Raw genomic sequence first — 25,878 nt, 5'->3', positions numbered from 1 at the left:
AACTTTCTTCTTCCATGACGTTTACTGTTGCTCGATCGCGTTGCCTGGCGTTTTTGTCTCTGATCTGTGTGGGCTGTGTGCAAGTGCGCTCCTCGAAAACAGAATTAACGATGCAAGTCGAGCCTGCCCAACAGCGCGGAGCCTATACCGTGACTGGAAAAACAACCCTTCCCGATCGCACCCAAATCACCGTGCAGGCTCTCCGAACTTTACAACCGGGCGATCGTCTGAGCAATCAGCAGCCAACCTACTCGATCTTGTCGCGCACTCAGGTCGAGGTAAAAGAAGGCAAGTGGGAAGCCACACTCAACCTGCTGCAAACTCCCCAGGGTCAGCCGCAAGAGGTCTGGCAAACCGGGCGGGCAGGTCTAAATCTAGAGCCAGACACTAAAGTGACCTTTTTGGCGGTGACTGATCCTGTCGCTCGATCCCTTGACGTGGCACAAGGCACAGATAGTTTAGTCGTGCGCTTTACGGCGGATGGTAGAAGCTACCTGCAAGCGGATCAAGTGTTAACCATCAGTCCCCCAACTCCGCCTATTAGTCAACGTGACCTCACATCTCAGAGAGTCAGAGTCGCAGCCAAAGCAATTGAGAAATCAGACGATCTAAAGGGACAAACCGATGCGGCGATCGCCCCTCAAGCCGTTCTTCGATGACGGTAGCTTGAAAGCAAAGAGATCACTAAAGAGATCACTAAAGTTACCTCTCAGCAGTTCAACCCAAGGTCGCCGTTTCTTGCGAAGCAGGATCTTGGCTGTTTTGGCTGCCGAAACTCATCCTAAAAAGAAGGACACCCCGTGAGTGTCCCAAATTCTAGGAAGCAACAATTTGCATCACTCTCTGCGGCTCAAGTTTACGCTGTTTGGCTTGCGGAATTGAGGAGATCATGGAATCGATCGTGACTCTTGAGTTGACAGGCTGCGACTCGACCCAAGCGTTTGATTGCAGGGTCTCAATCTGCGCCATGATTTGCTGAAGCTGAGTTTGCAGTTCGCTGATTTGCGCGACCGTACTCTCAGAAGCAGGGGGCACTTGAGTCCAGGCAGGTTTGACCGCTGCTTTAGCTGAGGTTCCCGTTCGAGAGAAGCTGAGAAACGCTTGAGCAGCCTGTAAAGGAGATACCGCAGTTTGAACGGTGGGTTTGGCAGACAGAATAGACTGAGACGGCGCAGCGTAAACGATCGGCTGACTCACCTGAGCAGGTGCCTGAACGATCGGCTGAGACGGAGCAGCTACTTCATCAGAAACTAGCTGAGACGATTCTTCATCCTCTAGAAAAAATTGGAGTCCAGTCGTTTCTAGACTTTTATCTGAGAGCAAAAGCTCTTGAAGCTGAACTTCTTTTTCCTGGAGTTGATTCTGCATTCCGGAGACCTGCTGTTCCAGTTTTCCTGACTGACGAGAGGACTGCCGCCATCCAGTCAATGCGAGGCTCGTGACTCCTACAGCCAAACTCAGGGCACCCGCAAACCCCAGATAAGGAGCAGCGACATCTTTGAGGCTGCCTTTAAAGACTTCCGTTCCCTTCATTTCGACGGTGATTGGCTCAGAGCCAAAGAGAGCAAGCGGGGCTGTAGAGATTGAGAAGACGGCTCCGGCAGCGAGGGCGGCAGGGACTAAAAACTTTCCGAGTGAAGGTACAGTCATGTTTGACAACTCTGAGTATCGGTTACTACAAAAAGACCGTGGGCAAGTGGCAGCAACTTCACAAGTTTCAATCCGTCTTGATGCGAGCAATCAAGCGATCGAGGCAGACAGAAAAGAATTGCTTACCTTTGATATCAAGATTAGTGGCTCTCCACTAAAAATGGAATGTAAATCCCATGAAGAAGAGCGCTGGCACAAAAAGTTTATGTGAAATTTCGGAGACTACTTTTTCATGATGAGGTTTAATGCCCTGAGTGACTCAGTGGATTCCGTAGTACGGTTTCCCTTACGGTGTCTAGCGTACAAGCAGTCATTAGAGCACTGTTGTAGACCCGGATGGCTTCATGAAAACTTTACAAAAACTTTATATAAAAGGCATCTTATCTTTAGACACCTTTTGCTGAAAAGCGCCGTCATTACCGAGATAGTAAGGGTAGCAAGCGGTTGCTTAGAAGGATGAAGGGACGAGATCGTTCATGGGTTTCTTCCGGGTGCGACTGAGTTTTGCCCCCTTTGTATAGCTGTATTGAATTCTAAAATTTTGGGGCTTTACTGCTAAGAGTTTGACGGTGCAATTTTCTCAATTCTGATTTCTCTCTCAGCCAAGTAAACTCATTCAACGATTTAAATATGGCTAAACCTTTTGCCCTGCTACCCAGATTGCGGACTCGCTTTACACACACCTGGCTAATCACAGCTTTGGCTGTCTTGTGGCAGAAATACTCAGGACAGGCTTTGAAACAACGGCGATCGCCACCGTATTTTTACCAAAGCGCCTGGTATGCATTACAAAACCTTGTTAATGTGCGATTTAGCCCTCGCCTTCAGATTCGACTCCTTCGGTTCTTCATAATTGGACTGGCGATCGGGCTGTATTTTTGGATACAAAACCTAATTTTTATAGCGGAGGCTGCGATCGTCATTCAGCCGCCTTTATCGACGCGAGGGGCAAGCGTAGTAGATGCCACAGGGCGATCGGTGATGCTGCGGGGGGTCAACTGGTTTGGCATAGAATCTGACCTTCAGGCTCCTCATGGATTGTGGTTGCGAGACTATAAGGAGATGCTGACGCAGATCAAGCGCTTGGGCTACAACGTGATTCGCTTACCTTATTCGGTTCAGGCACTCCGAGGGACGAGCGTGAGCGGCATTAATTTCGACTTGGGCAGTAATCGTGAATTGCAGGGCAAAACGCCGATCGAAGTCATGGATTTGGTGATTCAAGAAGCGGGGCGGCAGGGCTTGCTGATTTTGCTTGATAGTCACCGTCTCAATAATCAACGCATTCCTGAACTGTGGTATGGAGATGGCTTCACCGAAGCAGATTGGATCGGAACCTGGACGATGCTGGCGGAGCGCTACAAAAATCAGCCAAATGTCATTGGGGCTGACCTCAAAAATGAGCCTCACGGCCGGGCAAGCTGGGGAACCAACAACAAAGCAACTGACTGGCGACTAGCGGCGGAGCGATCGGGCAATGCGATTCTCAAGATCAACAAAAATTGGCTGATCGTCGTTGAAGGCGTGGAGAATAACGTCCCTGGGCAACGGCTCAAGCGGCACTGGATGGGCGGCAATCTAGAAGGAGTACGGCGGTTTCCAGTTCGGTTAGCGGTTCGCAATAAGCTGGTTTACTCGCCCCACGAATATGGCCCGGGTGTGTTTGATCAGCCCTGGTTTTCAGAGCGAAGTTTTCCCAAAAATCTGAGCGATCGCTGGGAGAAGGGTTTCTTTTTTATCGCAAGACAGAAGATTGCGCCCGTTCTGGTCGGTGAGTTTGGCGGACGCAAGGTGGATGCGACTTCCAAAGAAGGCATTTGGCAGCGTCAGTTTGTCAACTTTTTGCAGCGCAACAATCTCAGTTTTGCGTACTGGAGTTGGAACCCCAATAGTCAGGATACGGGGGGAATTTTGCTAGACGACTGGCAGGCGATCGACCAACCCAAACAACAGCTTCTCAATCAGCTTTTACCAGCCCCGACGATGCGTTCTTTTTCCACAACTCCCGTCGTGCGTCCCAGCCCCTCACCCAGCAGTCCTTCGCCTACGTCAAGTCCAACGAAGTCAAATTCAGGCGCGATCGCTCAGTTGCAGCCCAAGCTGATCGTGCAGTCTGATTGGAATGCGGGCTTTTGTGTGAGTTTACCAGTCACCAACCAGGGCAAAACGCCTGTCGAAAATTGGCAGCTTCAGTTTCAAATGGAGCGATCGACCCTTGATCAACGCTGGAATGGAACGTTCCGCAATCAGGGTTCGCAGTACATCATAACGCCTCCAGAGTGGGGTCGCATCATTCAGCCGGGTCAAACGATCGATGCAGGATTTTGTGCCAAAAAGCTAGGGTCAGACTATTTACCCAAACAACTCACTGTCACAAGACCCTGACCTACTCGGTTTCTCCAGGTTCGAGAATGCGCTGGAAGAGATAACCTGTGCCTCTGGCAGTGAGAATCAGTTCAGGATTGCTGGGGTCGTCTTCGAGTTTGGCGCGGAGGCGGGAAATGTGAACGTCCACCACACGAGTATCGACGTGACGTTCGGGTGTGTAGCCCCAGACTTCTTGCAAAATTTCCGATCGCGAGAACGGATCGCCCGATTTGCTCACCAACAGTTCTAACAAGCTAAACTCCATGCCCGTCAGCCGAATTCGCTCGTCACCTTTGTAAACCTGGCGCTTGTTGGTGTCGATGCGAATCGTGTTGATGTGGATCACGCCGGAACTAGGGATTCCAGTCACTCCGACTTTATCGACTCGTCGCAAAACCGAACGGATGCGGGCTTCTAGCTCTTTGGGAGAGAAGGGTTTGACGACGTAATCATCCGCGCCGAGTTCTAGCCCTGTGATGCGATCGGCGACATCTCCTAGAGCGGTCAGCATGATGATCGGTACGTCAGATTCTTTGCGAAGCTCTTGACAAACCCCATAGCCGTCAAGCTTGGGCATCATTACATCAAGAACCACCAGATCAGGATCAGCGTTACGAAACGTATCGAGGGCTTCTTCCCCATCGGCAGCCGTGACGACATCATAGCCAATCATGGACAGACGGGTTTCAAGAATGCGTCGAATGCTGGCCTCGTCATCGACTACGAGTATTTTTTCTTTATGACTTTCCAACTTCTGTAACGCTCCTTAAGTCAAATCTTTAAAGCTTAATTTTTCCATACTTTATCATTAAAGATAGGGGCTGAATCTTTTATTTTCAGTTCGTCAAACCCTTTCTCTTACTCAATTTCAGACTTTCTTAAGGTTTGTCTGAAATGTTGCGAATCATTAACACTTATTTTTGTTCATGCCAAAACTGCGATCGCACTTTGTTTGTACCCAATGTGGGGCAGACTCTCCTCAATATTTTGGTCGGTGTCCTTCTTGTAGTACGTGGAATACGCTGGAAGAGCAGGTGGTTCGATCGACGCAGACGGCCGCCATTGGGCAGACCCGCACCTCTGGAAAAAGCCGTTCTAGCCGCAGTGCGCCCGTTGCGGTTTCTTCTCAAACCCTGACTCAGATTGAAGACCATCCTCAGTCTCGGCTAACTTCGGGATATGTAGAACTCGATCGCGTCCTCGGTGGCGGCATTGTTCCTGGCTCCCTGGTGCTAATCGGCGGCGACCCTGGAATCGGTAAGTCAACGCTTTTACTCCAAACCGCAAATCGACTCGCCACAAGGTATCGAACGCTCTATGTCTGCGCCGAGGAGTCGGGACAGCAGGTGAAACTCAGAGCGCAACGGCTAGGAATCGGCAAAGACGACCGATCGCTGCTTCCCCAAGATGAACCCTCCGCACCTGATGCAGATTTGTATCTGTTGCCTGAGACCGATCTCGACACCATTTTAATGGAACTGGAGTCGCTAAAGCCCGCCGTGGCCGTGATTGACAGTATTCAAGCACTCTTTTACAGTACGTTGACTTCGGCTCCGGGGTCAGTTTCTCAGGTGCGCGAATGTACGTCGGTGCTCATGCAGGTGGCCAAACGCCAGAACATCACGCTGTTTATCGTCGGTCATGTGACCAAAGAAGGCGCGATCGCCGGCCCTAAAGTTCTAGAACACCTCGTCGATACGGTTTTGTATTTTGAGGGCGATCGCTTTGCCAGTCATCGTCTCCTACGCTCTGTGAAAAATCGCTTTGGAGCGACTCATGAGATTGGCGTGTTTGAAATGGTCGATCAAGGGCTGCAAGAAGTTCTCAATCCCTCAGAGCTTTTCTTGGGCAATCGAGATGAAGCCTCTACCGGAACCGCGACGATCGTGGCCTGCGAAGGCACCCGTCCCATTGTCGTAGAACTGCAAGCGTTGGTGAGTGCGACTAGCTACAGTTCTCCTCGGCGATCGACCACGGGCATCGAGTACAACCGTCTCCTTCAAATTTTGGCGGTTCTCGAAAAGCGGGTGGGAATTCCCTTATCAAAGCTGGATGCTTATGTCGCGTCTTCGGGCGGGCTAAATGTGGGAGAACCTGCGGCAGATTTAGGGGTAGCGGTCGCAGTAGCAGCTAGTTTTCGCGATCGCTCCGTTGATCCGCAAACCGTCATTATTGGCGAAGTGGGATTGGGCGGACAGGTACGATCGGTTTCTCAAATGGAACTCAGACTCAAGGAAGCGGCAAAGCTGGGATTCAAACGAGCGATCGTGCCCAAGGGCACTTATGGCGATGTGGGAATAGAGGTGATTCCGGTTTCGCGAGTCGTCGATGCGATGGCAGTTGCGCTGGCGGGCCGTCCCAAACAAACGGATACGCCGGAAGAAGAGGAGTGATTTTGGTCGGTTCTAAAATTTGTCTGTCCTAACTTGATGTCAATTCGATGAGAGTTTTTTCGCTTCGTTGTTCACGGCTTCTGCCCCTCAACCCCCGATTTTAGGGGACTTTAAGAGAGGAATTCTGGTTCAAAGTCCCTCACCCGTGGGGGATTTAGGGGGCGTTCCTGGATCTAAAAGCGAAGCGTTCATCAAGCTGACGTTAACTTGATGTCAATTTGATGAAATGTTTCGCGGCAAGGGCCAATCTGGAGATTGAACTCAGCTCAACGGTTGGTCAGAATCAGTCAGTCGTTGAACGCCTAATCGCACGATCGACAACACCAAAATCATCAAAAACATCACCAGTCCGATCGTGCAGGCGTAGCTAATTTCTAGATTCTGGAAGGCCTGTTCATAGACGTAATAGACGATCGTTTTAGAACTATTGAGCGGGCCGCCCTGGGTCATGATGTAAATTTCTTCAAAAACCTTGGTCGCAGAAATCGCTGAAATAACGGCAACCAACAATAGGTAAGGCTGCATTAAAGGAACGGTGATATCCCAATGTTTGCCAATGCCATCAGAGCCATCGATCGCCGCCGCTTCATACAGATCTTCTGGAATTGCTTGCAGCCCAGCCAGATAAATCACCATGTAATAGCCCAACCCTTTCCAGATGGTGACGACCATGACGCTAAAAATCGACCAACTCGGACTCGTCAACCAGGGAATCCCGTCAGAAATCCCCAACAGTTTGAGCAGTTGATTGAGTAATCCATTGTCCGCGTAGAGCCATTTCCAGGCAATGCCCGCGACCACCATTGAGATAATCACAGGCGTATAGTAAGCCACCCGAAACCAGCGAATTCCTCGAAGTTTTTGATTGACCAAAATCGCCAACCCCAGCGGAAAAGTGACCAGAATGGGAACCACTCCGACCAGATAAATCAGCGTATTTCTCAAGGTCTGCCAAAAAATCTGATCCGCCCACAGACGTTTGAGATTCGTCAGTCCCGTCCATTGGGCAGGCGTGAGCAAATCATAGCGAGTAAAGCTAAAATAAAGCGCTTGCAGCGCTGGATAAAAAACCGTCAGCCCCAAAATCACCAACGCGGGAAGCAAAAACAAATAGGGAGTTAGCTGCTGCGGAAACTGCCAGTCTTTGAACAACGACTTGTGCATGAACGATCGAGCAAAATAGGCCAGCTTGAGGATTGTAATCCCAATTCTTTATGAGATTTGCGTCGATTAGATTCCTTTGTCCTGCTTAAAAAAGACACTTTACGTTCTCTCTTTTTGAGGAAATTAGAGAGGATCAAAAATGATGACGCGCTGCGAAGAGTGGATGTAAACTCAAACCTTACTCAAAATCTTCGGCATCCATCCGTTTGATGACTCGACGAGGAGGCAACACCTGCGATCGCCGTCTCACCGCACCCGCCGGAAGATAGTTAGGGTTGTCGTCATGAATCACCTCGATCGTACGAGACGGTCGTTGACGCGCAATCAGCACAAATAGCCCTACTAGCGCGATTCCGCCCCCAAAGGCTAAAATCATTCCACCCAACGCCCAGAGCACACCCGTCATGAGGTTGGGTGACTCTAGCGGATTAACCTGTCCCTGGGGACTGCGGGTTGCGATCGCCGGGGGCATATTTTTGTTTTGGACATTGAGCGTTTCGATCAAGGCCTGCTGACTCTGAATTTGCGCCTTGAGTTGCTCGGTTTGCACGCGCTGCTGCTCTAGCTGGGCCTTGATCTGGTCAGTTTCGGCCCGCTGTTTTTCTAAATCGTAAGTGGTAGGGGGTTGAGTGATCCCAGGAGGCATCGTCCCGACTGGAGGCATTGTCGCAGTGGGCAATGGTTGAAGCGTCGGCATGGGCATCGTCCCGATCGGAGAAGTAGCGCTGACCCCTCCTCTCAAGAGAATGACGGCTGCCAGCCCTGCTAATGCGGCTCCTCCTAAAAATGAAGTTGTATCACTCATCCCCTACCACCTTAAATTTCTGGATTAGTTTCAATCGATCGCAGCTTGCTTTTCAAACTTATTTAAACGAGTGACGCAATCCAGGTAAACTCCGTATCCTTTTGCTTAACCTGATGGGGCTGAAATTTGAAATCTATGCCCTTTAAAGACATGGCTTCCCATTAGCCCACTCAAGTTTAGCGGGATTTTGCAAAAGTATCACAAATAATTTGCCGATTCAAACCCACTTTTTTGAAAACTTTTTTGGAGATGGTTCAAAAGTTTGTTCAACGCCATCTCAATTGCCTTTCACTATTCAGTTTTTCATTGCGACAGGAGCTTTACCCCCCCCTGACGGCTTCTAAAGGTGGAATTAATTTTCTGGCTCCCCGCCTGACTGAGGAGAGGTTAGGGGAGGTCGAAGATCGATCGCAATGCCAGATTAATTGAATATTACTCAGGCGATCGTAGTTGGCAGAGAAGCAATCCAAACCATTGATTGGGATCTGTCCAAACTTGTAGCAGGTTGAGCATTTTTGATTGAAGTTGTTGTTGAAGGTTGGTCAGATCAAACTTGCGCGAAATCTCACTTAAGATTGTCTCGCCTTGGGCAAAGTGAACCGTCAAATCTAAGGCGTTTAAGTGAACCGTCTGCGATGTTAAACTCCGCAAGTGCATTTCAATCTGGTGTTGAGTGTCGTTGTAATAAGCAACATGCTCAAACTGAGTCAGGTCAAAGTCTCCGTCAAAGCGGCGATTGAGATGGCGCAGCATGTTGAGATTAAAGTCGGCGGTGATGCCCTGGCGATCGTTGTAAGCGGCTTCTAACTGAGTTTTTGATTTCTGAAGGTCGATGCCGAGTAAAAAATATTCACCTGGCTGGAGCGCGTCGGTGACTTGCTGCAAAAATTCCTCACAGGCTTGGGGGCTGAGATTGCCCAACGTGCTGCCGATAAAGCAGATCATCCGTTTGGGAAGGTGAGTCGCTGAGAGTTTTTGCAGGGCCAGTTCATAGGTGCCGACGAGTCCCTGAACCTGGAGCGTGGGATAGTCGATCAGCAATTCTTGGGCGCTACTTTCGAGAATGCCTGCACTGATGTCGATCGGGCGATAGCACAAAGGATAGTCAGCCTGCTGATAAGCGTCTAATAAAATGCGCGTTTTGGTCGAGTTGCCACTGCCCAATTCAACTATTTCGCAAGCACCTGTGAGGTGGGCAATCTGATTGGCGCAGTCTTGCAAAATCGCCGTCTCAGTGCGGGTTAGATAATATTCTGGCAAATCGCAAATCTGCTCAAATAGCTGAGAGCCAAGATCGTCATAAAAATAGCGCGGCGGCAAAGATTTGGGGATCTGGCTCAATCCACTCACCACGTCACTTCCGGGATGAAGTTCGTCTTCTGAGGGCTGAGTCTGGCTGACCAAATGATCGATCTTGAGGCGATCGACGACATTGAGACGATCGAAAACATCCCGACCTGCAAACTGAGTTGACATGCGTCCTCCGTTGATTTTCACCATGCTTGTCTGATTTGTTGGACTTGAGCCTGTGAGAGGCTTTTAAAGTCCCCGTGCAAAGTCCCTTGTCTAGCGTGAGGCGCGATCGTACTTTGGTCAACTACACATCAGACAGAATTTCATGACGATCGCGCTGAAGGTCTACGATTCGGTATCGCGGACGGCTCGAAATCCAGCAAAAATTTCTCTCACATGGGGGTAATACCAGTTGCGAAAGGACGATCGGAGCGCCCAGGGATAGGTCGCCCAACTGCCACCTTTGAGGACGCGATGTTGACCGTCAAAATAGGCTTGAGAATAAGCAGGATAAGGATAACTCTCAAACCCTGGGTAACCGTCAAACCAGGAAGCTGTCCATTCCCAGACGTTGCCCAACAGATCGTGACAGCCTGCGTGACTTTGACCTTTGGGATGAGACCGAACGGGCGACGTTCCTACCATTTGAGCGTGATGACATCGCGTTGGGTCAGGTGGCTCGTTGCCCCAGGGATAGGTTTTTGAGAGACCTGCACGACGTTGCTCTCCAGAATTCCAGCTTTCGGCTTTTTCCCATTCGGCTTCGGTTGGCAAGCGTTTGCCTACAAATCGAGTGTAAGCGTCTGCTTCAAACCAATTCACACCGCAAACGGGATGGTCGTCGTAAGTTGGATCATTTCGCCAATAAAGCGGCTCAGTCAGAGAGTTTTTTTGCAGCCATTGCCAACCCGCGTCTGACCACCACTTTGCATTTTGATAGCCCCCTGACTGCATGAACGATCGATACGCGCCACAAGTCACCGGAAACTGATCGATCCAGTAAGTGTCTAAATAAACCTGTTGAGTCGGTCGTTCATTATCCATTGCTGCGATCGCTTCACTCCCCTGCTCAAAATAGCCTGCTGGAATGCAGATCATTGGAGCATTTTGATTTGAGGAGTTTATAGAATTTGTTTTATTTACATCTGCTCTATTCACATTTGATCGCTGGTTTCTTTCCTGTAGTTTTAGAACGATCGCAACGGTTTCGGCATGTTGGCTTTCGTGTTGAAGTAACCATTTCCACAGGCGTTCTTCAGTTTCTAGCGGTGCCGTTTCTAAGTAGTCAAAAACCTGCGATCGTACCGCTTCCAAATAGTGCAAAACTTCACCAAGGGGAGGCAAATGGACGCGATCGCCCTTGGGCAACCCACCCTGAGCAAACAAGCGATGATATTCAGGAAAGATGGGCGGCTGACCTGCACAGCGCTGTAAAAGCCACAGAGCCTCAGTGTAAGCAATGTGACCCAAATGCCAACCGATCGGACTGAAATCAGTATGAGCTTGACGACAGAATGTTTCGTAATCCAGATTCTCAAACAGAGATAGGGTGAGCGATCGACAGTCCTGCATCCAGAATTTGAGGCGGACTTTAGAGGGGGCAAATTTCGGGGTCGTGGTCATGTTTTAGAATTGCAATGCAGCGATCTGGCAAGGGGTGCCAGTTTCCTGGAAAAATCGGCTCAGAGGCCACCATCACCGACTGAGGAAAGCTGGGATGATCGCGCAGCCAATAAAGGGTCGGAACTTTGAGGCGATCGGCATAGCGAGACACCACCAATTGCTGACCATCACTAACCATTAGATTGGCAGAAAACGGCGTTTCTTGTTTGTCAGCGAGTTGAGCCACGAGTTTGATCGTTTGATTGAGGGCTTGGGCCAAACTATCGGTCGTTTGTAGTTCGTCAATCAGCAGCGCAAACAAGTGTTCTGAATCGGTATTACCTTTGATCATTTGATAAGCTCGATCACTGAGACGATCGCGAATCGGTCGATACAAAGTCTGCCGAAAGTTTTCAATAAAGCCATTGTGCATGGCCAAGATGAGAGAATGCTGAAAAGGCTGACAATTGCTCAAATCAACGGCCAGTCCAGCGGTGGCGCTCCGCACGTTTGCCAAAATACAGCCCGATTCGATATAGCGACTCAAACTGGGCAAGTTGATATCATTCCAGATCGGCAGAATGTTTTTGTAGAGAAACGGCTCTGTGTCGCGTTGAGGATGATACCAACCCAAACCATAGCCATCGGCATTCATCGTTCCTGCGGTCATTTCGCGAGGTTGATAGCTCTGGACGATGAGAGAATGTTCGGGTTGAGTGAGTAAGCGATCGAGTTGAACGGGCGAACCAAGATAACCAAACAAGCGACACATAAGACTTTAGAAAATTTCACTTTTTGCATCTTGACACAATCGCTTTAAAGTTGGCTGAATGTCTGTCGATCGGATGATTTTAGAGAGCCGCAGACCACCAAATTGACGTGAATGCGATGAGTTTTTCCGCTTCGTTGTCTAGCCCTTTAGCCCCTCATTCTAGGCGACTTTCAGAGAAGGAGTTATTGACGGCTCTCTAAACTTCTTTCTAAACTTCTTTCTAAACTTCTTTCTAAACTTCTATAGTTGAATGGTCTTTTTGTCGTGCAATTCCTCCAGATGTATTAATGAACTGTCGCCGATCACGATATTGAACTTCACTAAAGAACGTTGGGCTTGATATCCTGGCAAGACGCGAATGATTTGATATTCAGTCGTCAAATCGCTCGTGCCATCCCATTTGAGAATTGCTAGTTTCGTCGAGGCAACCTCGCTGAGTTGTTCAACAAATTCGTCAACGAAGTCAATTACATCGGGAAGAATGCCAGAGGACATAAAAATCAGTCGCTCTTGCAAATCCAATGTGACCATGACTCGATAGCGTCTAACGGATGAGCATTGCAACTCAAAGCTAAACGAAACCGAGTCAGGAAGATGTTTCCTAACTGCCATATTGTTATCCTCTCTATTTAATGCAAAGAGGATGGGGAACTACAAAGCAGTTGCTCAGAGGTTCCCCAAAGATATGAACTGTATGCAGGATCTTGATTCCAACCTTTCAAGATCCCATCGCAAAGCAGACGTAGTACAATCATGAACGCCTCCAAAGTTAGTACCGATAACTTAGGTGGAAGTCCTCGGAGATCGGATCTGGTAAATCTGGTTTCCGGGGCGTGATATCCACCTGCGGAATATTCTACAAGAGTTCTTCGTTTTTTGGAATCCTGAATTTTTGAGAGAGGAACGATCGGCTATGCTTGAAGGATAGCAACTAGCGAGGAGTTTCCTGATGCCTCAAGCTCTAAAAGCAACTTATCATAATGGTGCATTCATTCTTCAAACAGACTTTGAGTTACCTGAAGGCACTGAAGTTGAGTTGTTGATTCAAGCCCCTCAAGTTATTTCGCCATCTATTTCTGATATAGAAGTTAAGCAACAGTTTCTCAAAACCCTCATTGAGAGAATGCAGCAAAATCCAATTCCACTTGATGCTCCTCGGTTTACACGAGAAATGCTGCATGAACGCCGTTGATACCAATATTTTGATCTACATCACTGATCCTCGTGATCTCGCCAAGCAGAGCATTGCAGCATCTCTCATATCTGATTTAGCATGAGTTCGACGAGTTTTTCCGCTTCGTTAATCAGCCCTTATGCCCCCCAACCCCCCAATTCTGGGGGACTTTGAACGGAAGATTAGCTTTAAGTTCTCAGATCCGCAAGCGATCGTACTATCTATGTGTTGATTGAAGAACTTTGAGGAATTATTTATAACTCCAGGCAGCGATCGCTAGACAAGCCCACCCAACCATGAATGCTAATCCGCCTAAAGGAGCCACTGCACCCAAAATCTTGATGCCAGTGAAACTCAGGGCGTAGAGACTGCCACAAAATAGAAAAATTCCAATGAGAAAGGCTGACCCTGTAACGGTTAGAAGGGTTTGATCCGTTTCAGCGCGACTCATTAGCACCGCAACCAGCAGTAAGGCCAAAGCGTGATACATCTGATAGCGGGCACCTGTTTCAAAAATTTCGAGAGAGCGATCGCTCAATTTCTCCTTTAACGCATGGGCACCAAACGCACCGAAGGCAACCGAGAGTCCGGCTAGAATGGGAGCGATCGTCAGAAAAATTCGCGTCATCATAAGATTCTAAATCTGTGCAAAAGGGTCACTGTCTCTAGTTTAAAGTCTTCTATCTCAACACGACTAAAACCTTTGCGCCTGCTGCTTCTAGCTTGCCCCGCATCTGGTCGGCCGTCTCCTTATTGACGTTTTGAGCGATCGTCCAGGGACAATTTCTTTTGATGCCCGTTTTTACATTTTTCCAATCCAACCCCGTCAACTCATGGATTACTTGAATGACACTTCGACGATTGCTATCTGCAACATATTCAACAATGACATCATAGGCTTCTGACGATTGACGATAGCTCAAAGCAGGTTGGTCAAAATCGCCATCAAAGTAGTAAGAAAGTTTGCCTTCTTCGCTAATGTTGTAGGAAGCGTTGAATTCTTTGGCACGATCGTCTAGATACGCTTTTGCCTCAATGCCGCTCAACTTAGACTCCATCGAAAAGCGCAACGCATTAATATGTCCATTGCCTTCTTTGAGCAGTTGATAGAAAAGCGCTTGAAGTCGATCGCGTTCTGCCTGCTTACTGCCTCGCTGGTTACTAAATATCAGCCAACTACCCAGCGCAAGCGGCGGTAGCCCCAGTATAATCAACGCCCCAAAAGCGCCTTTTTTAGTTTCGGGAGGTGTTTGTTGATCCAACAAAGGAATGGCCATTAGAAGGCTAATGGGAAGCCCAATGCCTAACAGAATGCCTGCTGCGATCGTTTTAGCGCGCCCCATATCAACGACTCATGAGTTTCACTGCAATCTTAGCCGTTGAGGACTATCAAAGTGCAAGGCCGTGCTAATTCGGGCGTTGCTGAATTCGGGTATGAATTCCTAAATCTGCCCTTGCTAACCCTCTCCCAAAAGGAGATAGGACAGGATTTCTCGCTCCTTTCTCCTTGGGGAGACGGGTTGGGGATGAGGGCAAATCAACTCGCCATTCAGCAACGCTGTTCATCAAACTGGCATTAATCCAATGTTCTGACGGTCAAAACCTGTGGCGGCGTGGCATCTGGGGGATAGATCACATCAAACTCGACCAGACGGCGTTCTCCCGGTTTCAGATTTAGAGTGACTAGCGGATCGCCCTGCTGACCACGACGCAACACTAAATGCACAGAGCGAGTTTGAGGCAACCCAGCATCGTCTTTATAGCGAATTCTCACGGTGCCGCGAAAGAAGACCGATCGCGCAGGCGGCTCAAAAAATCGCAGTCCCTGCTGAGTATCTTCTCGCTTTAAAGGATTCTCTACAGCCAGCGTTACGGTTTGGTTTTGGCTGGTGGGATTGTACAACGGCATGGCTAAATCGTACTCAATCCCATAGTTGCCATGTGCCTCATAGGCCGTATCAGGATAGCGTTTGATGACTTTGGCATTCTGATTTTGCCCCGTTCCCATTGTCCCTCGATACAGCAAACTAAATCCGTAGGAAAAAGCCTGACCCGGATTGGGAATATTCAAGCGATCGCTGCCTTGATCCACGACCTGACTAATCCACTGAGACCCGACAGCGACTCCCGCAACTCGCCCATAAGCAAAGGCATTTTTGGTTGCCGAAAGCGGTGTCGGAGGCTTATCACGAGGAGTCACCAAATCGCCCGTATCCAGCAAAGTTTGCCATTCTTCTAGAGTGGGAGCGCGTTCGTTACCGCTGGCATCCGTTTTAGCAAACATTCCCAGACTAGCCAGATAGACCTTACCCGAACTATGAAGGCGCATCAGTGTCGATCGTCCATTTAGCGGCGGAGTCAACGGCTTAACCGGAATCGGCAAATTCAAGATCATCCGGCTCTCCCCTGGCGGAATCACCAACTGAGGCGGAAATTCTGCTTGCCGTCGTCCCCGCATCACTTCATTGACTGCTCGACTGCCAGGGCCCGCAAACACCTTTCCGATCGGGTTGTCCACAAAAGAAGGAATGTCTAAGAACGGTGCATCCGGTTGACTCAGATAGCTTGCAGCTTGCAGCGTATCCACTGTCACAGGCACTTGACCCGGATTATGCACAATGATTCCCAGGTACAACGTTCTCAAATCTTCGGGAGTCAGCGCCTTGGCAATGTGATGAGCAAAAATGTCAAAGCGACCTTCAAAGGTTTGGTCAAGATGAGCGGCAGGCACTCGTTTGGCGATCGCAGGAAAGGTCGAAAGCAAAATACCGTCTTGTTGAACCACTTCGGGACTGTTGCTATTGAAGACCAAAACCGAGTCAAGCTGTCCCGGTAGCGCGCGAACTTCTTGAGGTTTGATAATCTCTTTAGGGGGCAGGTTGGGGGTGGCTTGTGCGAGCAAAATCGGCAAAAATGACAACATTATTCAGCGTGAAAGCATCAAGTAGTGAGGGGATTTTACCATACAGATTATCACTAGCAATTTAGAAGGTTATTCGCTGCGATCGCGCTATTTAAGAAGAAATTTCCCGGCATTCAGGCGATCGACGATCATCAAAAAATCTTCTACGATCGTTCTAAAGTTTCGTCCATTCAACACAGGAACATGCACAAAGATACACTGATATTTGAAATCTCGATTCTGTAAGTATTTGAGAACTGAATAATAAAGATGATTACAAACAAAGTTTCCAGCGTCGTGACTGATCTGAGTAGCGATCGTTCCCTCAATCAGGTGGTTTAAGTCGATTTTAGTCTCAAGGATTTCAGTCTGAGATTTACCGTTTGACTCTACAGTTAAGTTGTCTCGATTTTCGGCCATGCCGCAGCAAATCAGAATTTCTGGCTTCAGCAGATCAATCATTGAAATCACTTGACGGGGCGCTAATTCAAAATCAACGGTTACTTTTCTTAGAAGATAAGGGCTGGAATTAGAAAGATAGCAAGCAGCGACCCCTTGCGGGTAACTCGAAGCGACCCCTTGCGGGTAACTCGAAGAGATCGCCCCCAACAAATCATCTGAAGAATTAGAAACGTGATGCGCTTTCCAGGTGGCAAAAGAGGTAGCGAGAATTTTACAGTTCATAAGTTAATTCAGAGGCGATGGGCAACCTTAAATTCATGTTCTACGCTTTTAGAAGAGAACTAAAACTTTTATTTTCTCCTCTTTTTAAGGAAGGTTAATACCAGATTGATTTTTGAACGCTACAGATCTTGCAGCCCCCTAAATCCCCCATTCTGGGGGACTTTGAAACCTAGAAAAGTCTTGACCTCTGGGGAACTTCTACACTCAAAGTCCCCCAGAATGGGGGATTTAGGGGGCTGCAAGATCTGTAGCATTAACAGATTGATTCGGTATAAGGGATCAAAAGACGTGCAGCTTCACGAACAACTGGTATTAGCAAAGGGTATTAGCAAAGACAAAGCGTTTAGAAATCATTCACAACTTTTTTTGTAAGGCATTCGATCGCCGTAGTTCCGCCAAATTTGCATTCCCTGTGCAGAACAGCACCGTCGTAATTTCTGCGGTCAAAATTTCTACTAATTGATGCAGCGCCTCTTCTGAATCATTGGCCGCTTTGAGAAAAGGCAGCGCTAACCCGGCTAAATCTGCCCCCAGCGCGATCGCTTTAGCAATCTCCAATCCGTTTCTCAAGCCACCCGACGCAATCAGAGGAATCTCAGACGCACACGACCGCACCGCCGTAATGCACTCAGCCGTCGGAATCCCCCAATCTGCAAAAACTCTGCCCAATCTGCGCTGTTTGGCATCTTCTGCCCGTTCACTCTCGACCTTTGCCCAAGAAGTGCCGCCTGCTCCCGCCACGTCGATCGCGTCCACGCCGACCTCGATCAGTTTCTGTGCCATCTGAGCCGATATACCGTTGCCGACTTCCTTGGCGATTACAGGAACGGGCAGCTTCTCGCACAAACCGCCAATCTTATCCAACAACCCTCGAAAATTGGTATCGCCTCTCGTTTGCACCGCTTCTTGAAGGGGATTGAGATGCAAAATCAGCGCGTCAGCTTCGAGCAAATCGACCACGCGCAAACATTCCTCAATCCCATAGCGATAGTTGAGTTGCACCGCGCCCAAATTGGCGAACAGCAGAGCATCCGGCGCGATCGCTCTAATCGCAAACGTGTCTTCTACCTGAGGATTTTCGACCGCGACTCGCTGCGACCCAACCCCCATCGCCAGTCGGTAATGTTGAGCGATCGCCGCCAATCGATAATTAATCGTTTTTGCTAAATCCGTTCCGCCCGTCATCGAAGAAATCAGAATCGGGGCACTCAGTGTTTTATGTAAAAAGGGCGTGGTTAAATCAATCTCAGCGCGATCGAGGTCTGGCAAACAACAGTGCGTGAACCGATAATTCTCAAGTCCATTAGTCGTTTCCTGACACTGCACATCTTCTTCCAGGCAAATACGAAGATGATCGGCTTTACGATTTTGGGTTTCAGACATAAGGGGTGAGGGATGAATCAGTAAGTTTGAACGGGCAGCGCTGACACAGACAATCCTCTCAATTTTCTACGATTCCGTCTCTCTTCCACACCTCACACCTTACACCTCACCCACTCAAAAGGATAGAAGGGTATTGAAGGGCATTCTCAAACGACCTAAAATTCCACATCCCATCCAGATGAGGCCTACAGGATTTTTTATTCGTAAGAATAGGCTCAGGCGAGATTTGAACTTGCGACCTTGGGCTTATGAGTCCCCAGGTAAAGCTAGATAGGATAAGGGTTTCAGTCGTTGCTAAATTTTATTACGTTTCCATCCCCTTGCGGGGAATAGGCTGTGAAACCCTGGCGAGATTGTCACTGTCACAGACTGCGAAGGCACGTTTCCATCCCCTTGCGGGGAATAGGCTGTGAAACAAGTGTTCTTTCGTCACCATTGTCGCCGGAAAATTTGGAAGTTTCCATCCCCTTGCGGGGAATAGGCTGTGAAACATTACAAAACTCAAAAGTCCCATTGGGCAAAAACAATCATGAGTTTCCATCCCCTTGCGGGGAATAGGCTGTGAAACTCTTAAAGAATATCTCTGCCATATGATTCAACGCGGCGCTGTCGTTTCCATCCCCTTGCGGGGAATAGGCTGTGAAACAATAGTCTGTGAAACTCCAGAAAATGTTTTTGTCAAAAAGTTTCCATCCCCTTGCGGGGAATAGGCTGTGAAACGTTGTAAATAGTATTTAACGTGAAAGTTGAAATTTTTTGTTTCCATCCCCTTGCGGGGAATAGGCTGTGAAACGGATCAACTCACGATTGGGGGTACGGCGGTAATAGAGTTTCCATCCCCTTGCGGGGAATAGGCTGTGAAACACGTCCTTCATTCCAAAACTAGGAATTTCTTATCATGAAAGTTTCCATCCCCTTGCGGGGAATAGGCTGTGAAACGCAAACATTACCTTTGGAGAAATCCTATGCGTTCCAGTTTCCATCCCCTTGCGGGGAATAGGCTGTGAAACAGGTGGGCAAGAACAGTCTTTAACCGTTATCGTTAACGGGTTTCCATCCCCTTGCGGGGAATAGGCTGTGAAACAAAAAAGGAGAAAACATGTTGAAGTTTTTGGCATTTTGTTTCCATCCCCTTGCGGGGAATAGGCTGTGAAACGCTTTAGCTAGGAAGCCTTACCCTGAAAAGCTTTCAAAACCTAAATCGACACAATAGATTTGTACTAATCAATAAGCGCCTATTTGGTGTCAATAAACCAGCCACCAAGCGCCGAAAACCTGACGAGGCAAGGCATCGACACAATCCAACGAAACTATGCGGTTTTCAAGGTTCAGACGGATCGCGTCGATTCAGACCCTCTCCCTAATAATACCGAGTCAGAAAAAAACGTCAACCCTAGATAATGTAAACTTTTGGCGGCTCCTCCGGCGGCAAACTGCCGATCGTTAAAGTTTTCGGCAAAGCATCCGATGGAATCCAATAAAATCGCACATTATCCTCCTCAACCTTCACCCGTTTCTTAACCTGCTGATAAAGTTTCTCCATCTTCGGCAACGAAAGAAAACACTCAAACACCGAATACTGCACCCGCCGACCATACCCCTCCAAAAAATTAGACACCTTCAGCCTGCGTTTATCGTCCGGAATGTCATAGACAACCAATACCAACATACACAATCCCTCACATCGTTCTCAGAAAGGGCTGATAGGGCACAGATTCCGTCAAACATCGCTTATATCGCTTCACCTGAAGCTCGATCGCCCGTCGAAAAGAAACCTGACCCTGAACATCAGGATGAGAAGTTCCCTCACTAATCCGATTCTCAAAATGCTTCAGAAACACCCGCCTCGCTGCCTCCTCTAAATAAACCCCACCTTCAGCGTTCGGATAAGTAAAATCAGTTGGACGCAACACACTTTTATTCACTAGCCAAATCACCAAACTATCCACGATCGGCGATCGAAACTCCTCCATCAAATCAAACGCCAAATGCGGCTCCTTGCGCTCCGATCGATGCAAATTCCCCAAATACGGATTCAACCCCTCCGCCAAAATCAAACTCATCACATTGTTAAACAACAACGTATACCCAAAACTCAGCAAACTATAGCAATCCTAAATGAGTCATAAATCAGTCCTTTGTCGCTGCGGTTCAAGGCGGCTTCTGCCCCCTAAATCCCCCATTCTGGGGGACTTCAAGCCAAGATTTCCGGTTTCAAAGTCCCCCATTCTGGGGGATTTAGGGGGCACGATCAACTGTGCATTTCACGAATGATTTAGGATTGCTATATAACTCGTTTCCAAGCCGCCTGAAAATTCTCAATGCTCAAAAATACTGCAATCTGAGCATCCATTTACTTTGCATTGTGATAAATCTCTAATCGAGCCGCCCACCCCAAAATCTCGATCGCGACTTCAGCTTCAATTCCCTCCTGCAAATATTGCTGACAGGCTTGCTGAATGTTGCGATAGTGCGGCTCAGTAGAGTTTGAACGCTGCTCCCCCGCCTTCACCAATACTTCTAAATATTCAAATAAATCTGGCTGCCTTTTCTGTCGAAGCGACCACTGCAAATAAGCAATTACCTTCTTCAGTTCATTCACATCAGTTTGACTAGCTTGCAGCGATCGCGCAATTTCATCTGCCGTCTTCCAATCCTGCTCTCTCATTCTTCCTCCCTCGGTTCTCGATCAGTTGGATAACGCAATACCTGCAAAAGCTCACCCAAAAGCGAACTATCAATCAACTGTCGATGTGCTTCCGCAATCAGTTTTTGCTTCACTGCATTCGACCAAGCAGAAGTTTTGTAATCATAGTCAGAATAGCGATCGACCACATTTTGTTGATTCACCATTTCCGCCTTCATGATCTCAACCGTAACCGTCCCCATTCCCTGATTTTTTCCGGCTCCCAGCTTCAAAGCGATCGAATGCTTAGAATCCTGTCCAAGTGCAATTAGCAAGGCTCCCAACTCAGCCGAATCTAGATTCTTAAACTTCAATCGCGTTGTAAAAATTGCCCCCTTCGGCGCACGTTGAATCGCAACCGTCCGACCCTGCCCCTCCGCAACTCGGCACGTTTGATAGTAAAACTTTCGCCCCTTTGCTAGACCCGTGCGATCGCGATATTTCGTCAACGATTTTGGTGAAAACATGGGACGCAAATAGCCAACCTCAGCAGGTACATCACACACTGCATCGGTAAAAGAGACTAATCCTTGATAGCCCATTGCCCCAAACACTCGTCCCGCAGCACAAAGACGATTCCCTTTTGGAGGCTCATAGCAATCAGGAAGGCGCATCGCTGACTGTGTTCCAGATCGACTATTCGTAATCACCTCATAAATTGCCCGAAGACAACCCTTCAGCGAACTACCTTGAATGACTAACTTTCCATCCTGCGACTCGACCATCGGGCGAATCATCGCAACATCCGTCTCGCCGACATCCTGCCCCAGTGCTGAAATTCCTGATGAAACATGCACAGGCGTTTGTGCGGTCAAAGCGAGATCGAACCATCCATGAAAGCGATCGTGTCCAAAGCGATCGTGCCCAAAGCAGTCTTGTTGTTCGGGCTTCGCTGTGGAGAAAGGAATCAGTTTGAATGAAGCGTCTTCCTGAGTCATGATGCCTCTACTGTGAGTGCAATAAACTGAACGGCTAACGTTTCAACATTACGAAAGTAACGCTGTCGAATGTGGGAAGGATTGACCTTTTCCCCATAGCTAAACCTATTCGGGTATTGAGGATTTTTGCGATCGTGCAACAAAATCGAATGATCTTCATGCTCCCATTTTCCAGGCAGCGGCTCAAAGCCAGACTCTTCAGACGTACTCAATAGCAGGACTCGATATCCTTGTGAGGTCTGCTTCCATCGCAGTTCTAGCTCAGCATTAAACATCTGTCCCTCTGGACTCGGAAGCTCTTTCAATTCAGTTTGAACTCCACTCACTGTATGAGTCCAACGCAGAAAGTAGTAGCTAGAACCGCGATCGTACTTTTCCAAGAGGGCTTGTAATTCCTCTAGCTGAACCTGAGCCGAAGCAACATAAGTCATGCGACACGCTCCTTCAAGAGAATCTTCCATTGCTCCACAGCCAATCGGAACAAAGTTTCGACTTCTTCTTGTCCGCTCCACTCCATCTGCACTCCGAATCCTAATGACATTGCTTCAGCCGGAATTGGCGTTTGTTGCTGATCAGGAACCGGAAAATGGTAAGGATTATTTTCTAAAAATTCCCCTGCTCCGATCAGTGCTGTATTACCCCAGGATTTACGGTGTTTACCGAGCTTTTGAATTTTGTCATCTTGAAGCAAGCAAGTGGGGTATCTGACGATCGCTCGTTTGTAATCAAGACTAACGGTTCCCAAGCCTCGCGATTTCCCGAAGCCAATTCCAAACCATCCATCATTTAGGTCTCGCAACACTAAGCCAATCAATCCTAACTGTGCCAGCGAGAAATTTTTAAGATGAATTTTGGTGCTAAATGTGCCAGAAGTACACACCTCAAAGTTAAACAGTGCGCCTCCAACGGCTGATCCCGTTACTCGATCGATTGCGACACTATTGCGCTCCTCAATCACGGGCGAGCTATCAGCTATAGGATAAGCATCCTCAATCCGAATTCGGCTTGATAACGAAGTATTACCAAACATCTGCTCTGTAAAGCAAGAATGAGAATAAATGCCCGGTGCTTGCTTGCCTTTGAGATAATCTCGTCGATCCTTTAGAGGGTCATTTGCCCATAGTTGTTCTGGATTCTTTGGGTTATATTCCTCTGCACCGATCGTTCTGACAATTCGTTCTGCCTGGGCGCGAATTGCACCTTTGAGCGAACTTCCTGGAAAGTAAATCTCCTTTTGCCCATTGTGAAATGTCTCAACAAATTCCATATCAGGCTTTGTCGGATCAGCCCCTTGGCGACCCGATTTAATCAAAATTGGACCTTCAGGGATAAGATTGAGTTCGATCGTACATTGATTCACAATTGCCTTGTGCATAACAAGTTCCTAAGCTTGTACAACTTGATGATTGGATAGTTTGTGCAAGAGTGCTTCTGACCATCTTGATTTAAGTTCTGCATCATTCAGAATGTTCTGCTTCAGCGTTTGATCTTGATGGCTTGCAAGCTGTTTGAGATAGTTCAGCAATTTCTCTCGATCAATTTCGTCTCCTTGTCTGACATCGATCCAATCCATCCGCTCCAGCACTAACTTCACCACACCCAATCCTCTCGATCGTCCTCCTCCCAACGGCAATTGTTCTGTCTCTAACTGGTACAACCCGACCAGCAACAATCCCAACTCCCAGTCTTCCGCATTCTCAATCACTGCCTGAAACTGAAAGGGTGTTCCCGCAGGAACCACTTGAAAATCGTAAAGCTTTCCACTCGAAGCCGTTTCGGTATCTCGCTCGATCGCAACTCCATTTCGCTCCTGATACTGTCCAAACCAAATCTCCGGCACAACCGTCAAATCACGAACCTGAAGCTTTCCAGCTAACCAAGGCGCACCAAATACAAGTGAGACTAAATCTGTTCTCTTTAGAATCTTCTCAGTGAGTGATTTATCGTCCTTATTCTCAGCTTCTTTGTACTCATCTTTCAGATCTTTGAGCCAAGCAGTTATTTTTGGATCGACTAGCTCCGAAGGATCTCTAGCAAAGTTTGAGTCAATACCACGCAGGAAACTTTCTAAGCGCGATCGCAATGCTCCTTTGAAGCTCGATCCAGGAATCAAAGGACGACGCAGCGCATCCTTGATCACAGGTAAATCCGAGCCAATGGGATCAGTCGATTTCCCGGCTCCCACTCGCAATGCTGTCACTGTTGTCAGTGTTCCTGTAATTTCTAATCGATTCTTAAAAACGTTAAACAAAACTTCCCCCCTACGGCTTGCGATTGACTTCTGGTTCTTTTCCATATCGACGCAGGCGCAACTGATCATTCACACTTTCACAACTGACCCGTAAACCCTGTGTGACTCGAAAATGATCGATGCGGTTTTGATCAACATATTTGTCATACTGCAATCCTCCGTCTGCTTTTAAGGGTGCTGGATCGCCATTGGAGGCATTGAGCATAACAGAGACTTTTGCTAATGTCTCTTGGAGCTTCAGACGGTCTTTTGCATCTTTAACTTGTTTGTAGTCTGCTTTGAAAGCATCGCTGTAAATCAATTTGGGAAATGCTAGTAAATCTTGTGACATCAGTTGAAGCTTAACTTCTCCCAAATTAACTCGCCCCAGGTTGAAAATAGCTTTCTACCATCGACCTCCCACAACATCAATTCAGGAATCATTTCAGCTTCTGCAACTGTGGGTTCATGCCCAGCTTTAATCAAAGCAATCTGCAACGCATGAGGCGCGATCGCAGCTTCATCAATTTTAATCGGGAGTCTCGGAATGGTAATCAGTTGCGAACCTGCTCCTTCAAAAATGTAGATAATTTCATCAGCGTAGAACATACCGATCGTATTCATATACCCTTGCAAACTTTTGAAGCTGCCGACTAGATTGAAGTAGATTCGATAGCTGTGGTCTTTTCTCAAAGGTTCAACTGTTTCGCGTAACCAGACAATAAGTTCATCAATGCCAACTGCGAAAAGGGCTGTACTTGCCATTGATAACCCGCTTGGACAGACAATATTGACTTGAGTGATGCCTTTCGATCGCAAAAAAGATTCTACAATTTTGGCGGTTGCAACTCCTTGTGCAGTATCAGTTGCAATTAAATAGTGGATGTCTTGCCGTCCCTGATCTAGCTGTTCTTGGTAAATGCCATAGATGCCATTTAGCTCTGCACTTGCTAGACGAATTTGCTGTGAAGAACTTTGACTGAGAACTTCTTGAGATCGTGATTGCAAAACTTCGATAATTTCTTTTGCTGTTGCCGGAAGTTCTTCTGATTTGCAATTTGCAGTATCTCTCAACTGGTTATACCAAGTCTTTTCATCAGGACTCGATCGAACAATCTGATTTGTCAGTAAGCTAGTTCCAATTGTAGAAACAATCACTCGACGCATGGTAAATTCTCCTATTAATTTCGCTTCTGAGGCTTGCTAGGACGCTCAAATGCCTTAGATGGAGCATCAGGTTTAGACTGATTAAAATTCTTCTCTTCTCTTGCTTTTGAAGGGTTACGACCTTCTTCGACCAAAGCAGTATGTTCTCGAACTAAACTTCCTAAATAGAGTTGTGCAAGTCTGAGATGTAAATCTTTCAGATCCTTTGTGTATTCTGGTGTTTGGAAATATTCGCCGAGTTGGTGCTGTTTAGGAAGTGATGTTTTAACTTGCTCAAAAATCGCCTTTGCATCGTCTTCTAGCTCTTCTAATTGGAGAATTAACGCATCTACAAATCTTCGATCTCTGCGCTTTACGCCCAAGACTTTGATATCTCGTGCAGCTTGATAGCGCATATAAGTCTTAATGGTTTCTATGGACGATGTTGGATCAGAAGCAACTAGCAGAATGTTACGAAGTGGCGATCGCTTACTGGTGTCTTCGTGCCCAATATCAAATTCTCTTGCAAGTTTGCCTAATTTCTCAATCACGCCATCCATACGATAGCGAATCTCTCGATCGATTCTTAGCGTCAACTCTTCTTTCAGCAAACTCATACCGCATTCTCCCGAAACACCTGCTTGACTGACAAAACTCAGGAAAGCGAGAAAGGAAGCTAGGAGGGAAGT

The 25,878-nt window shown here is 47.7% G+C and carries 28 protein-coding genes and 1 CRISPR repeat array; of the genes, 5 read left to right on the top strand and 23 right to left on the bottom strand.

Annotation, left to right across the window (positions count from 1 at the left end):
• Window positions 1–14: 14 nt before the first annotated feature.
• A complete protein-coding gene (locus tag ACKFKF_RS23600) occupies window positions 15–659 on the top strand; it encodes a hypothetical protein (protein WP_446869934.1) in 645 nt (214 codons plus the stop codon).
• 157 nt (window positions 660–816) lie between these two features.
• On the opposite strand, the gene ACKFKF_RS23595 is transcribed toward ACKFKF_RS23600, so the two are convergent.
• Window positions 817–1,650, bottom strand: a complete 834-nt coding sequence (locus ACKFKF_RS23595) for a hypothetical protein (protein ID WP_446869933.1) — start codon at window positions 1,648–1,650, stop codon at window positions 817–819.
• Here ACKFKF_RS23595 and ACKFKF_RS23590 point away from each other — a divergent pair.
• Window positions 1,649–1,861, top strand: a complete 213-nt coding sequence (locus ACKFKF_RS23590) for a hypothetical protein (RefSeq protein ID WP_446869932.1) — start codon at window positions 1,649–1,651, stop codon at window positions 1,859–1,861. The two genes, ACKFKF_RS23595 and ACKFKF_RS23590, sit on opposite strands and share 2 nt — an antisense overlap.
• A 419-nt stretch (window positions 1,862–2,280) precedes the next feature.
• Window positions 2,281–4,035, top strand: coding sequence for a cellulase family glycosylhydrolase (locus ACKFKF_RS23585; RefSeq protein ID WP_446869931.1), 1,755 nt, complete (start codon window positions 2,281–2,283; stop codon window positions 4,033–4,035).
• A 1-nt stretch (window position 4,036) separates the two neighbouring features.
• Here the strand turns inward: ACKFKF_RS23585 and rpaB are convergent, their stop codons facing one another.
• The gene (gene rpaB, locus ACKFKF_RS23580) at window positions 4,037–4,768 is read right to left on the bottom strand and encodes a response regulator transcription factor RpaB (RefSeq protein ID WP_446858038.1); all 732 of its coding nucleotides are present in this window, start codon (window positions 4,766–4,768) and stop codon (window positions 4,037–4,039) included.
• A gap of 175 nt (window positions 4,769–4,943) precedes the next feature.
• Between rpaB and radA the strand changes: the two genes are divergently transcribed.
• On the top strand, window positions 4,944–6,410 hold the full coding sequence (gene radA / locus ACKFKF_RS23575) for a DNA repair protein RadA (RefSeq protein ID WP_446858104.1): 1,467 nt from the start codon (window positions 4,944–4,946) through the stop codon (window positions 6,408–6,410).
• Between the two features lie 261 nt (window positions 6,411–6,671).
• Here the strand turns inward: radA and ACKFKF_RS23570 are convergent, their stop codons facing one another.
• From ACKFKF_RS23570 to ACKFKF_RS23545, 6 genes are all read right to left on the bottom strand, one after another.
• Window positions 6,672–7,574, bottom strand: a complete 903-nt coding sequence (locus tag ACKFKF_RS23570; RefSeq protein ID WP_446869930.1) for a carbohydrate ABC transporter permease — start codon at window positions 7,572–7,574, stop codon at window positions 6,672–6,674.
• A gap of 178 nt (window positions 7,575–7,752) precedes the next feature.
• Window positions 7,753–8,379, bottom strand: a complete 627-nt coding sequence (locus tag ACKFKF_RS23565) for a hypothetical protein (RefSeq protein WP_446869929.1) — start codon at window positions 8,377–8,379, stop codon at window positions 7,753–7,755.
• Window positions 8,380–8,811: 432 nt separating this feature from the next.
• Complete coding sequence (gene egtD / locus ACKFKF_RS23560) at window positions 8,812–9,879, bottom strand: L-histidine N(alpha)-methyltransferase (protein ID WP_446869928.1); 1,068 nt, start codon at window positions 9,877–9,879, stop codon at window positions 8,812–8,814.
• 138 nt (window positions 9,880–10,017) lie between these two features.
• Window positions 10,018–11,295 (bottom strand): SUMF1/EgtB/PvdO family nonheme iron enzyme, encoded by a 1,278-nt coding sequence (locus ACKFKF_RS23555; RefSeq protein ID WP_446869927.1) that lies wholly within the window; start codon window positions 11,293–11,295, stop codon window positions 10,018–10,020.
• Window positions 11,264–12,046 (bottom strand): ergothioneine biosynthesis protein EgtC, encoded by a 783-nt coding sequence (gene egtC, locus ACKFKF_RS23550; RefSeq protein ID WP_446869926.1) that lies wholly within the window; start codon window positions 12,044–12,046, stop codon window positions 11,264–11,266. The genes ACKFKF_RS23555 and egtC overlap by 32 nt, the downstream gene beginning before the upstream one ends.
• Window positions 12,047–12,286: 240 nt before the next feature.
• A complete protein-coding gene (locus ACKFKF_RS23545) occupies window positions 12,287–12,658 on the bottom strand; it encodes a hypothetical protein (protein WP_446858032.1) in 372 nt (123 codons plus the stop codon).
• 337 nt (window positions 12,659–12,995) lie between these two features.
• On the opposite strand from ACKFKF_RS23545, the gene ACKFKF_RS23540 reads away from it, so the two are divergent.
• Complete coding sequence (locus ACKFKF_RS23540) at window positions 12,996–13,238, top strand: antitoxin family protein (RefSeq protein ID WP_446869925.1); 243 nt, start codon at window positions 12,996–12,998, stop codon at window positions 13,236–13,238.
• Window positions 13,239–13,470: 232 nt separating this feature from the next.
• Here the strand turns inward: ACKFKF_RS23540 and ACKFKF_RS23535 are convergent, their stop codons facing one another.
• The 15 genes from ACKFKF_RS23535 to ACKFKF_RS23465 form a co-directional block, all read right to left on the bottom strand.
• Window positions 13,471–13,851: a DUF423 domain-containing protein gene (locus tag ACKFKF_RS23535; protein WP_446869924.1), complete on the bottom strand. Its 381-nt coding sequence runs from the start codon at window positions 13,849–13,851 to the stop codon at window positions 13,471–13,473.
• Window positions 13,852–13,900: 49 nt separating this feature from the next.
• Window positions 13,901–14,563, bottom strand: a complete 663-nt coding sequence (locus ACKFKF_RS23530) for a ribosomal protein L7/L12 (protein ID WP_446869923.1) — start codon at window positions 14,561–14,563, stop codon at window positions 13,901–13,903.
• Between the two features lie 233 nt (window positions 14,564–14,796).
• Window positions 14,797–16,143 (bottom strand): DUF3370 domain-containing protein, encoded by a 1,347-nt coding sequence (locus ACKFKF_RS23525; RefSeq protein WP_446869922.1) that lies wholly within the window; start codon window positions 16,141–16,143, stop codon window positions 14,797–14,799.
• Window positions 16,144–16,230: 87 nt separating this feature from the next.
• A complete protein-coding gene (locus tag ACKFKF_RS23520; RefSeq protein WP_446869921.1) occupies window positions 16,231–16,806 on the bottom strand; it encodes a pyroglutamyl-peptidase I family protein in 576 nt (191 codons plus the stop codon).
• 354 nt (window positions 16,807–17,160) lie between these two features.
• Window positions 17,161–18,189: a type 2 isopentenyl-diphosphate Delta-isomerase gene (gene fni, locus ACKFKF_RS23515; protein ID WP_446869920.1), complete on the bottom strand. Its 1,029-nt coding sequence runs from the start codon at window positions 18,187–18,189 to the stop codon at window positions 17,161–17,163.
• A 308-nt stretch (window positions 18,190–18,497) separates the two neighbouring features.
• A CRISPR array of direct repeats spans window positions 18,498–19,345; the repeat unit is 35 nt; unit sequence GTTTCCATCCCCTTGCGGGGAATAGGCTGTGAAAC.
• A gap of 237 nt (window positions 19,346–19,582) precedes the next feature.
• Entirely contained in the window at window positions 19,583–19,858 is a 276-nt protein-coding gene (gene cas2 / locus ACKFKF_RS23510; RefSeq protein WP_446869919.1) for a CRISPR-associated endonuclease Cas2, read from the bottom strand.
• 10 nt (window positions 19,859–19,868) lie between these two features.
• Entirely contained in the window at window positions 19,869–20,291 is a 423-nt protein-coding gene (cas1, locus tag ACKFKF_RS23505) for a CRISPR-associated endonuclease Cas1 (protein ID WP_446869918.1), read from the bottom strand.
• Between the two features lie 251 nt (window positions 20,292–20,542).
• Window positions 20,543–20,857, bottom strand: coding sequence for a hypothetical protein (locus ACKFKF_RS23500; RefSeq protein WP_446869917.1), 315 nt, complete (start codon window positions 20,855–20,857; stop codon window positions 20,543–20,545).
• Window positions 20,854–21,813 carry an RAMP superfamily CRISPR-associated protein gene (locus tag ACKFKF_RS23495; RefSeq protein ID WP_446869916.1) on the bottom strand — a complete coding sequence of 320 codons (960 nt, stop codon included), beginning with the start codon at window positions 21,811–21,813 and terminating at the stop codon, window positions 20,854–20,856. Before ACKFKF_RS23495 ends, ACKFKF_RS23500 begins: the two co-directional genes overlap by 4 nt.
• Entirely contained in the window at window positions 21,810–22,244 is a 435-nt protein-coding gene (locus ACKFKF_RS23490; protein WP_446869915.1) for a hypothetical protein, read from the bottom strand. Before ACKFKF_RS23490 ends, ACKFKF_RS23495 begins: the two co-directional genes overlap by 4 nt.
• Window positions 22,241–23,188, bottom strand: a complete 948-nt coding sequence (locus tag ACKFKF_RS23485; RefSeq protein ID WP_446869914.1) for an RAMP superfamily CRISPR-associated protein — start codon at window positions 23,186–23,188, stop codon at window positions 22,241–22,243. The genes ACKFKF_RS23490 and ACKFKF_RS23485 overlap by 4 nt, the downstream gene beginning before the upstream one ends.
• Before the next feature lie 9 nt (window positions 23,189–23,197).
• Window positions 23,198–24,109: a type III CRISPR-associated RAMP protein Csx7 gene (gene csx7, locus ACKFKF_RS23480; RefSeq protein WP_446869913.1), complete on the bottom strand. Its 912-nt coding sequence runs from the start codon at window positions 24,107–24,109 to the stop codon at window positions 23,198–23,200.
• Window positions 24,075–24,395: a hypothetical protein gene (locus tag ACKFKF_RS23475; protein ID WP_446869912.1), complete on the bottom strand. Its 321-nt coding sequence runs from the start codon at window positions 24,393–24,395 to the stop codon at window positions 24,075–24,077. The genes csx7 and ACKFKF_RS23475 overlap by 35 nt, the downstream gene beginning before the upstream one ends.
• Window positions 24,395–25,210 (bottom strand): hypothetical protein, encoded by an 816-nt coding sequence (locus ACKFKF_RS23470; protein ID WP_446869911.1) that lies wholly within the window; start codon window positions 25,208–25,210, stop codon window positions 24,395–24,397. Before ACKFKF_RS23470 ends, ACKFKF_RS23475 begins: the two co-directional genes overlap by 1 nt.
• A 14-nt stretch (window positions 25,211–25,224) precedes the next feature.
• On the bottom strand, window positions 25,225–25,878 hold a 654-nt coding region (locus ACKFKF_RS23465), incomplete at its 5' end, for a hypothetical protein (RefSeq protein ID WP_446869910.1).

This window comes from Phormidesmis sp. 146-12 (genome assembly GCF_052939495.1).
Note: the sequence above shows the minus strand (reverse complement) of the source record. Positions and strands in the feature narration are given on the sequence as shown.

Excerpts from the sequence above, each read along its gene's own strand:
- ACKFKF_RS23600 (WP_446869934.1), top strand. The coding sequence starts at position 15 with ATGACGTTTACTGTTGCTCGATCGCGTTGCCTGGCGTTTTTGTCTCTG.
- ACKFKF_RS23590 (WP_446869932.1), top strand. The coding sequence starts at position 1,649 with ATGTTTGACAACTCTGAGTATCGGTTACTACAAAAAGACCGTGGGCAA.
- ACKFKF_RS23595 (WP_446869933.1), bottom strand. The coding sequence starts at position 1,650 with ATGACTGTACCTTCACTCGGAAAGTTTTTAGTCCCTGCCGCCCTCGCT.
- ACKFKF_RS23585 (WP_446869931.1), top strand. The coding sequence starts at position 2,281 with ATGGCTAAACCTTTTGCCCTGCTACCCAGATTGCGGACTCGCTTTACA.
- radA (WP_446858104.1), top strand. The coding sequence starts at position 4,944 with ATGCCAAAACTGCGATCGCACTTTGTTTGTACCCAATGTGGGGCAGAC.
- ACKFKF_RS23570 (WP_446869930.1), bottom strand. The coding sequence starts at position 7,574 with ATGCACAAGTCGTTGTTCAAAGACTGGCAGTTTCCGCAGCAGCTAACT.
- ACKFKF_RS23565 (WP_446869929.1), bottom strand. The coding sequence starts at position 8,379 with ATGAGTGATACAACTTCATTTTTAGGAGGAGCCGCATTAGCAGGGCTG.
- egtD (WP_446869928.1), bottom strand. The coding sequence starts at position 9,879 with ATGGTGAAAATCAACGGAGGACGCATGTCAACTCAGTTTGCAGGTCGG.
- ACKFKF_RS23555 (WP_446869927.1), bottom strand. The coding sequence starts at position 11,295 with ATGACCACGACCCCGAAATTTGCCCCCTCTAAAGTCCGCCTCAAATTC.
- egtC (WP_446869926.1), bottom strand. The coding sequence starts at position 12,046 with ATGTGTCGCTTGTTTGGTTATCTTGGTTCGCCCGTTCAACTCGATCGC.
- ACKFKF_RS23545 (WP_446858032.1), bottom strand. The coding sequence starts at position 12,658 with ATGGCAGTTAGGAAACATCTTCCTGACTCGGTTTCGTTTAGCTTTGAG.
- ACKFKF_RS23540 (WP_446869925.1), top strand. The coding sequence starts at position 12,996 with ATGCCTCAAGCTCTAAAAGCAACTTATCATAATGGTGCATTCATTCTT.
- ACKFKF_RS23535 (WP_446869924.1), bottom strand. The coding sequence starts at position 13,851 with ATGATGACGCGAATTTTTCTGACGATCGCTCCCATTCTAGCCGGACTC.
- ACKFKF_RS23530 (WP_446869923.1), bottom strand. The coding sequence starts at position 14,563 with ATGGGGCGCGCTAAAACGATCGCAGCAGGCATTCTGTTAGGCATTGGG.
- ACKFKF_RS23525 (WP_446869922.1), bottom strand. The coding sequence starts at position 16,143 with ATGTTGTCATTTTTGCCGATTTTGCTCGCACAAGCCACCCCCAACCTG.
- ACKFKF_RS23520 (WP_446869921.1), bottom strand. The coding sequence starts at position 16,806 with ATGAACTGTAAAATTCTCGCTACCTCTTTTGCCACCTGGAAAGCGCAT.
- fni (WP_446869920.1), bottom strand. The coding sequence starts at position 18,189 with ATGTCTGAAACCCAAAATCGTAAAGCCGATCATCTTCGTATTTGCCTG.
- cas2 (WP_446869919.1), bottom strand. The coding sequence starts at position 19,858 with ATGTTGGTATTGGTTGTCTATGACATTCCGGACGATAAACGCAGGCTG.
- ACKFKF_RS23500 (WP_446869917.1), bottom strand. The coding sequence starts at position 20,857 with ATGAGAGAGCAGGATTGGAAGACGGCAGATGAAATTGCGCGATCGCTG.
- ACKFKF_RS23495 (WP_446869916.1), bottom strand. The coding sequence starts at position 21,813 with ATGACTCAGGAAGACGCTTCATTCAAACTGATTCCTTTCTCCACAGCG.
- ACKFKF_RS23490 (WP_446869915.1), bottom strand. The coding sequence starts at position 22,244 with ATGACTTATGTTGCTTCGGCTCAGGTTCAGCTAGAGGAATTACAAGCC.
- ACKFKF_RS23485 (WP_446869914.1), bottom strand. The coding sequence starts at position 23,188 with ATGCACAAGGCAATTGTGAATCAATGTACGATCGAACTCAATCTTATC.
- csx7 (WP_446869913.1), bottom strand. The coding sequence starts at position 24,109 with ATGGAAAAGAACCAGAAGTCAATCGCAAGCCGTAGGGGGGAAGTTTTG.
- ACKFKF_RS23475 (WP_446869912.1), bottom strand. The coding sequence starts at position 24,395 with ATGTCACAAGATTTACTAGCATTTCCCAAATTGATTTACAGCGATGCT.
- ACKFKF_RS23470 (WP_446869911.1), bottom strand. The coding sequence starts at position 25,210 with ATGCGTCGAGTGATTGTTTCTACAATTGGAACTAGCTTACTGACAAAT.